The following is a 10867-nucleotide window of genomic DNA, read 5'->3' on the forward strand; positions in this document are numbered from 1 at the left end:
CCTTGCCACTACGAATTTTACGCAGATTCACGCCAGACATATACTGACACAACGATTCGTGGGCCTCACGGCTGCAACGTCCACATATAGCCATGGACGCAGGACGAGGAGCCGCGCAACGATGTGCTCTCCATGGACATTGAACGCTCAATCTCTCAACACCGGAGCGGCGCTCGCGTCATCTGACGTCCAGACAGAGCCGATTCCGCCTATACTTAGCCACGCGCGCTTAGCCGGCCCGGGACATCTCCGCAACTGCCGGAAACGCCCCCGAGGCCGCTGGGAGCTCGATGACCCGTGATAGAGAGGCACGTGTGACCGCTTCTCCTGTCACACGATGCAGAAACGTCCTGAGCCTCTCCAGAAACAGCTGCTCTTCGGCGCTCGTCCGGACGAACGGCCCACACCCCCCCATGAGCGCAGACGAATGGAACACGAGATTCAGGACCTCATAGCCCTGATGCCTCATCTGCCGTACAAGCTGCAGCATCCTCGAGGGAGTTTCCATCTCCGGCGAGAGCCATACCTTTCGCAAGACGTGCAATCGCGAAAGCAGCCCGCCGAGCTTGAACCTGCGAAACGGCTCCAACCTGAGTCGTTGCGCCATGTTCGCACAGGCCCGAAAGTCCCCATGGAGATAGCCGATGCTCACGGGAACTTCAGCAAGCGCGCCTCTCGAACCAGGCTCGCTGAACGGCTCCTGCGGGAAGGTATACAGACAAGGCGAGACGTGCGAGAAATCGGGACCGGACTCCTTCGTCCACGAGGTATACGGCGTGACGGAGGTGTCGACACGATACCCGAGCCTGGCGATCTGCTTCGCCACGCGCGCGTCGAACCCCCAACGCCCGCTTCGAAAGGCAATGGGCGCCATGTCGAACGTCTCCTCAATGGCTTCGTGTAAACATCGCAGCTTTTCAAACTGCAGGGCCGGCGGCAAGTTGCTGAGCATACTATTGAACGTCGTCAAACTCTCCCCATGCGGCGGCGTAGTCCACGGATGGCAATGCGCCCCGATCTCACATTCGCCGGCGTCCAACAGGCCCCGCAGGATGGCCGCCGCGCGCGCATCCCTGACGACGGGGTAGGTGAGGAGGTAGGTCGGCACAATACCGAACTCGCCGAACAACCTCTGCAGAATGGGCAGGCGGTACACGTTGTTGACCGTCGCATGAGAAGGCGGCGTGATACCCCACTGATCTTCTTCAACGTCGACCGTCACCACCAACTTCATAGGTGCGCATCCCTGCATGTCCCACGACCCGCTATCTGACCAGTACCTTGATTGCCTGCTTGGCACCCTCACACAGCTTGAGGGCTGCGGCACGCACATGCCGATTGTAGTACCGCACGGTCACCAGTCTTCGCCGATCGGTGGACCATTCCAATTTGTACGGTTGTGCTCCCTGCAACAGATCGACGGTGGTCATCCCCTCGCGGATTGCCGCCTCAATACGGTGATGGAGCAGGAGCAGACCAGGGCTCGCCTTGGGCATGGCTAGCGGATCGAAACCGGGCAAGTAGAAGGAATAACAGCCCTCGTAGACGAAGCCGTAGATTGCCGCGATCGGCCGTCCATCCAGCTTGAGCAGATCGAGGCTGACACGGCCCCGTTCGCTCAGCACCTGCACTACCTCCCGGTGAAATTGTCGGGCGCGGTCATCGGCAAACACCCCTCCGTTCGCGTGCAGGCTCCACCGCTTCTGATGGAGAGCCACCAACGATCCAAACGCCGCATCAACCTCGGCAGGACTCGTGGCACGTGCGTATTCCATGCGTCCGGCCCGTTGAAGGCATGTGGTCTTTCGTTGCACGGTATACCGTTTGTTTCGTCCCAGGCCGGTGCGATAGGTATCGACGTCGCCCGGCAGCCGAATCACCGGGCAGCAGCTCGTCCCCACCACCGCTCCGACCTTCCCTGCTTCGTCGTACAACTCGTTCCACTCGTCGATGGTGGACGACTCGGCAGGCATCGCAGAAAGCGTAAGGATATCCCAGTCGTTCCTCGCGTCGTTGAACAGGTATCGATACAGGCTCCGACATACGGCCCGCTTATCTCGCTCGCCCGCAATGATGTCGAGGTAGGCCGAACAGACGGCCTCGCTCCCGAGAAATCGCAATTCCCGCATCGGGATCAGACCGAGGTCCCTTCCGATGCGGAGGTAGAACGGTGCAATGCCAACCAGGCGCTCGTGCTCGTCGAACGCCAGGAGCACTCTGAGCCGATGATCTCTCAGATAATGTGTCGACCAGTAGTACAGCCACTCCCACGTGAGAAACAGACTATGTCCCGGCACGGTGCGAAGCAGTTGCTCCCAGTCCCCGGCTAGCCCCTTGAATTCATCGAGGGTCGTCACAGTGCGGATGGTGAGCGGAGCGTTCGCCTTCACGGAAGATACTCCCGCATGAGAGGAACGATGGCGGCGGCAAACTCTTCCTGTGCCTTCCACCGGTCGTCGCGTTGATCCTTCCGAGGCTCAGCAGACACCAGTACCAGTGCGCCATCAGTCCGCCCGCGGAGAAACGCTTGTTCGATCGTCGCAAGTTTCGCCTGAGTACGACCCGCGTAACTCCTGCCATTGATGTGATACCAAAACACGGCCGGGATGGACCGGCGGCTCTTTTCCAGAACGGTGCGATTCGCCGGGACCGAACCCTCCCCGACCCGCAACGCTGTGGCGTTGGCCTTCTCGTGAAGCGGAGCAGTTCCCATCCCCACCAGTTCTTTTCCCTGACGTTGCGTTTTCGTATACGCAACGTACAGATTCACTCTTCGGCCGTCCGGCGCTCGATAGGTCCGCGCAATGGATTCGTCAGCATCCGGTAGGACGACGAGGGATTCATCGTTCGGCTGGTAGTCGATGACCCAATCGCCGATGACGGTCGGGAAGGTTGCCAGCTCTTGCTTGAGTCCCGACGTCCCGCGATCAAGGGAGTACAGCGCAAGCGTCGCAGTTGCAATGGTGACGCAGGCCATCCACCAGGCACGATTCAAGGCCCGACCATGAGAGGCCGGTCCGGAAACACGTCTCTTCTCCTCCCTTTGCAAAAACGGCAGCGGCGCAGCAGGCTCCACCTTTTCCACCTTGCCCAGCAGCCAGGCCCCGACAAACAGAAACCCAAATGCAACCCAATCGACAAACAGCCCTTGAAGAATGTGGTAGGGGCCGTGAAGATCTTTCCCTCCAGCCTGTGCGTAGATCCCCATGACTGCCACGCGCACCCAATTCGCCACGATCGCAATCACGACCGACGACAGCACCAGGGTGATCCGGCTCCACCAAGCCTCCAACGTGAGGGAGGCCAGCGGCAATCCGATGGCCAGCACGGCGATGAGCAATCCAGCCCCGCTACATTCGCGCACCACTTCCAACGTCACAGTGGGAAGGATGATGGAGGTACTGTGCTCCAGCAATACGGGAATGCCGAGCGCCTGCAAGATGGCCACCGACATGTTCGCGGTCAGGAGTTGGAAGGGCCAGACAAGAGGCTCGGTCAAGCCATCGAGTACCGGCGTCATGAAAATCAAATAGGCCAGCGGAAATGCCAGTGCCCGCAGGTAGGCATATCCGCAGAGAAGCCATACAAGCCCCGCGAGCAGCAGGATCAGGGCGAGGCTGCCGGTCGTCATGACTCCGGCGATTTCGCTCGCCAAGAGCAACACTGTCGAGACCACCAGCCAGACCATTCCCGGCACGAATGCCGGTTCAATGGGGATCTGCCTCAGCGCGGGCCACTGAAGCCAGACGAGGTACAGACTGACCAGCGGCACCAGGAAGCCGTGCGAAAAGCCGTACCGGTTCCACCACAAGTTCCAGAGGTCGCCTAAAATAGGCGCGGAGAGCAGCATGAGAGGAATGCCGAGTCCAGCCGCTCGCAGCAGTACGGAATAGCGGCGGAGCACATCCGCTTTTGCACGAGCGACCACGTGCAAGGGCTTTGAACCAGGCACCGTCTCGGGAAGATCGAGCAGAGAGTTCTCCACGCGCAGGCCTCACGTACTATCGCGACTGGGGTACTCGCAGACTACTCATCGATCTTGTTGGCCGCTACCATCCGCGCCGCTCGATCCGCCTCCGGAAATCCACCAGGGAGTGACAGGGCAGTCTTCAGCTCCGACAGGGCCGCCTCCTGCTTGCCGATCTTCGAGAGCAACATCGCGTGATGGTACCGCACGGTCGGATGCTGCGGGAGCGCCGCCGAGGCTTCCGCGAGCAGTCGATGGGCATCCTCAAACCGGTTCTTTTTGTAGTAGATCCACCCGAGCGTATCCTGAATACCAGGATTCGAAGGTGCCCGATCGTGGGCGGCCAGGGCCAACCCCAGCGCATCGTCAAATTCCTGCTGTTCGGTCAGGCTGGCCGCAAGATTGTTGGCAGCCACCACGTTGTGCCGATCAAGTTGAACCGCTCGCCGATAGTGTGTATTCGCCAAATCGACCCGCCCCTGCGCCGCCAGCACCAGCCCCAACGCTGTATGGACCTCCGAATTGGTCTCGTCCTTCTTGAGCGCAGCCTGAAACGCCGACTCGGCGGCAGACAGCTTGCGCTGCACTAGATAGAGCTGGCCCAGTTCATAGTAGACCAGCGCAAGATCCGGCGCGAGGTCGACGGCCTTCCGCAAGGCCTGCTCAGCCTGGTCCGTCCTTCGCTGGGACAGATGCACCCGTCCCGCGAGTCTCCAGAGGTTCGGATCATGCGAGGCTTTTGAGAGGTACTCCTTAAGAACCGCATCTGCTCGTGGCTCCTGCTTCGACTCCACAAGTGCCACGAGGTAGTCCTGCAGAATGACCAGATCATTTGGCGCGTGCGAAAGGGCTTGGGAGAAGAGCTGCGCGGCCTCGGCCGACTGCCCCTGCACTTTGCGGAGAGTGGCCATCTTCACATAGCCAATCGGTTGACCAGGAAGCTGCCTGACGATCGCGCCATACACCTCGTCGGCCTTGGCCCAGTTTTTCCCCAAGACGTACGCATCGCCATATAACACGGCAGCTTCCAGGTTGGCGGGGTTCAATCGCAACGCCTGCCACGCTTCCTTCTCAGCCTCAGCCTGCTTCTGTTGCGCAAGATACAGTTTCGCGAGAGTGAGGTGTGCGGCCTCGTTATCAGGCTGAAGCCGGATTGCCTCACGGAGTGCTTCTTGTGCTGAATCCACACGGCCCTGCGTCAATCGGGCCAGGCCCAGGTAGAGATGAGGTCCGGAGAGGGTCGCATTCCGACCAATGGATTCTTCGAACAGGCCGACTGCTTGGGGCACATCATTCTCCGCAAGGGCGATGCGCCCCTTGAGATAGATGCCCACCGGGTCATGCTCGTCGGCTTCGAGAATGGCGCTCACGAGTGGTTTTGTCTCTGCCACCTGACCAGCGGCGAGCTTCAACTCAGCAAGGGCCTTGCGGGCCTTGTGGGAGTTCATGTCGGCAACGAGGCCGGACAGTTCTCGTTCAGCATCCCCCTGCAGGCCAAGCGCGGCATACCGTTCTGCCAGCATCAGCTTGATGGATTCCTGATCGCGGCTCAACTCGACAGCCTTACGGAACTCCTTCCGGCCCTCCTCAGGAGTTCCGGCAAAAAACAGGAAATGTCCGCGAGCGACACGCACCTCTGCAGAATCGGGAGCGGCTTCTAGGGCTCGGTCGTACCACCCGGCCGCCTGCGTGAGTTGTTGCTGTGCACCATAGATATTCGCAAGTGTGAGGAGGGGGCCCACCATCTTCGGATCGAGCTCGACCGCTTGCTTCAGGAGGCCGATCGCATCCGCGACCCGATCTGCTCCCAAGGCGACTGCGGCGCGAAGCAGATACCCCGCAGGATGTTGGGGATTGGCCGCAACCAGCGCTTCGGCGATCTTGCCGACCTCTTCCATTTTTCCTGCAGCGAGGTACAAATCGCCGAGCGACCATTTCGCGTCGAAATGGGAGGGATCGAGTTGCACCACTCGACTGAGAGCGAGGTAGGCTGCGGAAGCGTCGCCGCCTTTCAACGCCGCCTTCGCAAGCTTCCACTGGAGCACGGCATTCTCAGGAGTCGCTCGCGCGGCGTTCTTATATTCGATCACCGCTTCGCGGAACTTCTCCTGCTGAACGTAGGCGTCGCCACGACTCTCGTGTTTGGCGGCTTGCTCGGATGGTGCCTTTGTGCAGGATAAGATAATAATGCAGACGCCTAAAACACAGCAGAAGCCGAACCATCTTGGCATGACATTCTCGCCTGGGGCTGGCTTGTAGACTCCTATCATTGAGGATCATGCAACCGGGTGCCAGCAGAGGAGACGCGTATCTCTCCTCTGCTGGGCTCCTATTGGCATGAATCAGTTCGACGTCTTGTGGCTCCACTGCTTCCGCCGCAGACTGACTAAGCCGACCAATCCCGATCCAATGAGCAACATTGTGCTTGGCTCCGGAGCTCCCAGCCCCCCACCGGCAAAGGGAACATTGAATGCTCCAGCAATAGGGATTAATTGCTGGAATCCTGTGCTTGTCTGAATCACGCCGTTAAGCACTGGACCAAATGCAACTTGTTGAACTCGACCATCTGAACCGAGGATAGGAAGCGTTGTTCTTGGCGAGGCGTCCGATTGAAAGCCGAATACTGGACTAGTCTGCCCATTCTGAATCCCGTTAAGGATGTGGTTTTGTCCAGTTGCGAAGTTTCCGGTTGAGAAATTCCATATTAATCCGTTGGATCCAGGGACGTTACGGGGCGACGACGTTGTGGAGACATTTATTCCGTTACTATTTGCGATCGGACTTGAGTTGATTCCAAAGGCATTCACGCTCTGGAGATTATTTCCTTGAGCGTTAACGATTGTCCCCTGGTTCGTAAAGTCAAATCGCAACTTGTTACCATCGAACGTCCCGACGGACGTCGCTAAATTCGGTACACCAGATTGTTGTATTGGATTAAACCCAAATGATTGTATGGTAGAAGGCGTTCCTCCGATGATGGGGGCCGCATTTGCCACCTGATAGAGATAGGTCCACTTGCTCGAATCAAAGGCCGGGCTACCTGCGGCAGGTTTGTAGCTGCTGCCCAAAACGTTATCGAAGGCACTATTCGGCCGGAGCACAGCAAAATCGATGATGTTTCCGCTGCCGCCACGACTACCACCGTGGGTCGTAGCGAAGCCCACTGACTGTGGATCTAGCCCGAATGCGAGAACGTCCGCGGACGACGTTGAGGGGGTGCAGATAATAGACATGAAGGCGAGTAGCAAGATGCAGCCGATTACCGAACTTAATCTCATCCAATTCCGTAGAAGCATTGGGGCACCTCCCTGGCATCCAAAATGACGCGAAGTCCTGCGGCCAATCATGAGCCTCTTGTACAACCTCGCTAACAAGGACGATACTAGGATTCTTACTTGAGAGATCCGATCATTATTACTTAGACGTTCGACAAAGATTATTGGCGCAAGTTCGACAGGAAAAGATGCCATTTCCTCCCCGCGCCTGTTCCTTGCGAGACAAAGGCGTTATGCCTGTCGCGAGGGGACAAATCGTTACGCGAGGATGTGCTGCCTCGACTTAGCAGTAGCGAGATTCAAGTCTAAGCAGTCTGCCTCACTCGCGGATGCTTTCGCCCGTAGCGGCCCACCAGCCATGCGGAACCGGAACAAAACAGCAAAAAGCTACCGGGCTCGGGAGAGCCCAGCACGGGTGATTGCACTTGCCGAACGGAAAGCTCAAAGAAACTTCCGAAATTTGCACGACCCCAGAATTGACCGGCTGGTAGTGGCGGGAGCGAGATAGGACTTGATAGAGATATTCTCTGTATCTGGCCTGTCAGAATATTAAACTTGTCGCCTACTTTAGGCACAAACCCCGTATTCAACGACACGGAAATTGTCCCTCCGAGTATAGAAATGGGTCCGCTTACATTAAGCGCGGTATAAACACGAAGTCCCTGATGTTGGCCAATCATAAAATTCAATGCCCCATTGGCAGCCTGCGTATAGCCCCCAACATTGAGCTTACCAGTCGTCGCGTGAAGCACATCATTGAATCCACCCGGTGCCACGACGCCACCAACATTGTTCACGGTCCCTGTAATGGTGCCAGTCCCCTCCAACCTGCCTCCGTTTATGGTGAAGGAACTGGACTGGACCATATCGAATTTCCCGTTATTCACGAGCGTGCCCCCACTCATGTTGAAGGCACTGCCCTGCGCCATCGTAACTGTGGCCAAATCACTCAACGTTCTCCTGTCATTGACGAACCTGCCCCCACTGTTGAAGGTACTCCCCTGAGCCATATTAATTGTGCCGGTATTGGACACCCCTCCGAAGCCATTGGCATTTAAGGTGCCGCCTTGGTTTATATTAATTGTGCCGGAATTTGAAAGACCCCTAACAAAAGAGTTGTCGCTAAGAATCCCGGACTTCAGTTGGTTCACAGAGCCGTCCGCACTGAGTTGGCCGTTGATGTTGATCGTTCCCCCGGCACTATTCACAAGGGCCCCTGTGTCATTCCTTAAGACACCTTCGTTAATGTTTATTGCCGCTTTGTTGTTTAGACTGCCGCCTGGTTCACCTATAGTCACTAGGGTAATAATTTTCAGCTCGGGCTTCGGATCCTGGTCTTTGGCTCCAGGAATGTTAACGTTGACAGTGCCACTGTTTTCGACAGGAGAACAGATCTCCGCAGGGGAAGTAATGTCTAATGGGAAACCCGGGAAGGCGAGGCTAGATAAGCATACGGCTGACGCGCTGTTACTGTTAATGTGGAGTGTGGAAAATAATAGGACCGGAAGGAAGACATATAAAATAATAGGGAAGATCCGCTGGTTCGTCATGCACCCCTCTCTTCTGTTTCAGAAACCCAGTGTAATCTAGTTGAGCGGACATCTGGCATCACCGCCCCGCCCTTCTCTGCCTCCGCCGCCATGCTGCGATCCCGGCAAGGCCTGAACCGACGAGCACCAGCGTGCCCGGTTCCGGTGCAGACGCAGCAGCGGCGACGACAGTAAACGAAAAGCCGTTGCCGCCATCCGTGAGTCCGCTGACCCAGGCGAGCCCCGACGTGAGTGACGGCAACGAAACGCCGCCGCCAAATAACATTCCGCTATTCAATCCAGAGCAGCCTTGGGAGCAGGTGAGGAGGTTAAACCTGTTGCCCAATCCCGGCGTAAACCCGTTAATCAAGCTGAGGGAGAGACTGCCCCCGAACGTACCGTGACCGGTGACTTTGAGGACGTCGTATTGAGACCCGGCAAGCACCCCTCCAACCTTAAGGTCCAACCTCCCATAGACACCCTGCGTATAGCTCGCCAGCGTCAGCGTGCCGGGCAGCAGGCTACTCCCTGGCTGGACCATTCCTCCTGTGTTCGTCACCGTTCCTGTGATCGTCCCGCTCCCAGTCAACGCACCCGCCTGCAGAGCGATGTTGTGCGCAAACGTCCCGTTGACGATCGTCTGCGCCGCCGCGGCAGTTTGCACATAACTCCCGCTACCCGTTACCTGGCCGGCAGCCGCGACTTCGAAGCTTCCGGTATTCACGACACCGCCATGATTGATGACGGCCCCTGGGCCGACAACGCCGACCTGAATCGTTCCCGAGTTCGCCACGGCCCCGTAATTGGTGAAGGTCCCCGCATTGATCACCGTGCTGCCCGCGTTGGCGAACGTCCCGCTGTTGACCGTCGTGGAGACCACCGGCACAAACTTATTAAACGCCTGGTGATACGTGCCCGTCGAACCGACGGTCATGCTACCGGCGTTCTCCACCTTGGCACCACCGACCTGAAACGTCCCGTGAATGTGGGTGGTGCCGCTGGCTTGCTGGATATATTGCGCAACTGGTGGTGTCCGATTGGAGAAGTTGCCGAACGACGTGCCCTCGCCGATGCGCACCGTACCCGCATTGGTAAAGGTGCCGCTGTTGTTCGTTCCAGGCTGGGGGGAACCGCCAGTGGGCACCGCCTGGACGTACTGCCCGGCCGTGCCTACAGTGAACGTGCCTGAGTTCGCCACGCTGCCCTGATTGGTGAAGACACCTGTCGCAATGTTGGTCGTGCCCGCATTGGTAAAGCTGCCGGTATTCGTGGTGCTGCCGGCCAAGAATTGAGGTATGGGACTTTGCTGGAGATACTCACCGGTGGCTCCGACCGTAATCGCACCCGCATTGCGCACCGTACCGCCAATGTTCTGAAGGCGTGCGTCAATCTGCGTCGTGCCTGTGGAGGATTGGTCGTACGTCGCCGAAGCCGCACGTACGCTAATTGGGTCGATGATGAAGTCGCCGGCAGCAATGTGGATCCGCCCCGCGTTTGTAAACGGCGCGTCAGGGGTAATCGTGGTTGGCGTCACGGAGGAACCCAGACTCTGTCGCTGAATATATTCGCCTGTTTCCCCGACTACGATATAGCCAAGGCTGTGCGTCACGGTGCCTTCGTTGACAAAGGTGCCCTTGATACCAATCGAGCCCAAGCCGCCGCTATAGCTGCCGGACGCCAGGTTATTGAATCGTGATCCTTCCTGCAGGGTGAAGATTCTGTTGTTGATGAACACATCCGAATTGGTGATGGTTCCGGAGTTGATGATCCACCCGCCGACAACTCCTCCCCCGAAATTCTCAAATCGACTCTGGTTGGACAACGATGCAGAGGGCTGTATGTTGATGACCCCGACATTGGTGAACGGAACGAGATTTTCAGCAGGCGTGGCAGGAGTGATGGTGATCGTATTTCCGGTTGGATTCGGATTGGGCGCGATTTGAATCGCGGGAAGCTCACCCGGCGCTATCATCAACACCGTCAGTAGCTGGAGACACACGAGGCTGAGACGAATACCAGACCGGGGGAGAATCATGATCGGTCTCCTTCCAGATCGGCTGTCGGCCTCAGCACCGATCGCAGACGCAGAAATCGCT

General features: G+C 57.8%; 7 protein-coding genes. All 7 read right to left on the reverse strand.

Annotated elements, in window-relative coordinates; genetic code table 11:
- Positions 1–229 precede the first annotated feature (229 nt).
- Positions 230–1234 (reverse strand): polysaccharide deacetylase family protein, encoded by a 1005-nt coding sequence (locus KF784_18260; GenBank protein ID MBX3121007.1) that lies wholly within the window; start codon positions 1232–1234, stop codon positions 230–232.
- Positions 1235–1265: 31 nt separating this feature from the next.
- Entirely contained in the window at positions 1266–2390 is a 1125-nt protein-coding gene (locus KF784_18265; GenBank protein MBX3121008.1) for a GNAT family N-acetyltransferase, read from the reverse strand.
- A complete protein-coding gene (xrtW, locus tag KF784_18270; protein MBX3121009.1) occupies positions 2387–3985 on the reverse strand; it encodes an exosortase W in 1599 nt (532 codons plus the stop codon). Before xrtW ends, KF784_18265 begins: the two co-directional genes overlap by 4 nt.
- Before the next feature lie 41 nt (positions 3986–4026).
- Entirely contained in the window at positions 4027–6198 is a 2172-nt protein-coding gene (locus KF784_18275) for a tetratricopeptide repeat protein (protein MBX3121010.1), read from the reverse strand.
- Positions 6199–6309: 111 nt separating this feature from the next.
- A complete protein-coding gene (locus KF784_18280; GenBank protein MBX3121011.1) occupies positions 6310–7131 on the reverse strand; it encodes a PEP-CTERM sorting domain-containing protein in 822 nt (273 codons plus the stop codon).
- A gap of 416 nt (positions 7132–7547) precedes the next feature.
- Positions 7548–8792 (reverse strand): hypothetical protein, encoded by a 1245-nt coding sequence (locus KF784_18285; GenBank protein MBX3121012.1) that lies wholly within the window; start codon positions 8790–8792, stop codon positions 7548–7550.
- Positions 8793–8850: 58 nt separating this feature from the next.
- On the reverse strand, positions 8851–10867 hold a 2017-nt coding region (locus tag KF784_18290), incomplete at its 5' end, for a PEP-CTERM sorting domain-containing protein (GenBank protein MBX3121013.1).

It is taken from the genome of Fimbriimonadaceae bacterium (genome assembly GCA_019638775.1).
GTDB lineage: Bacteria > Armatimonadota > Fimbriimonadia > Fimbriimonadales > Fimbriimonadaceae > JAHBTD01.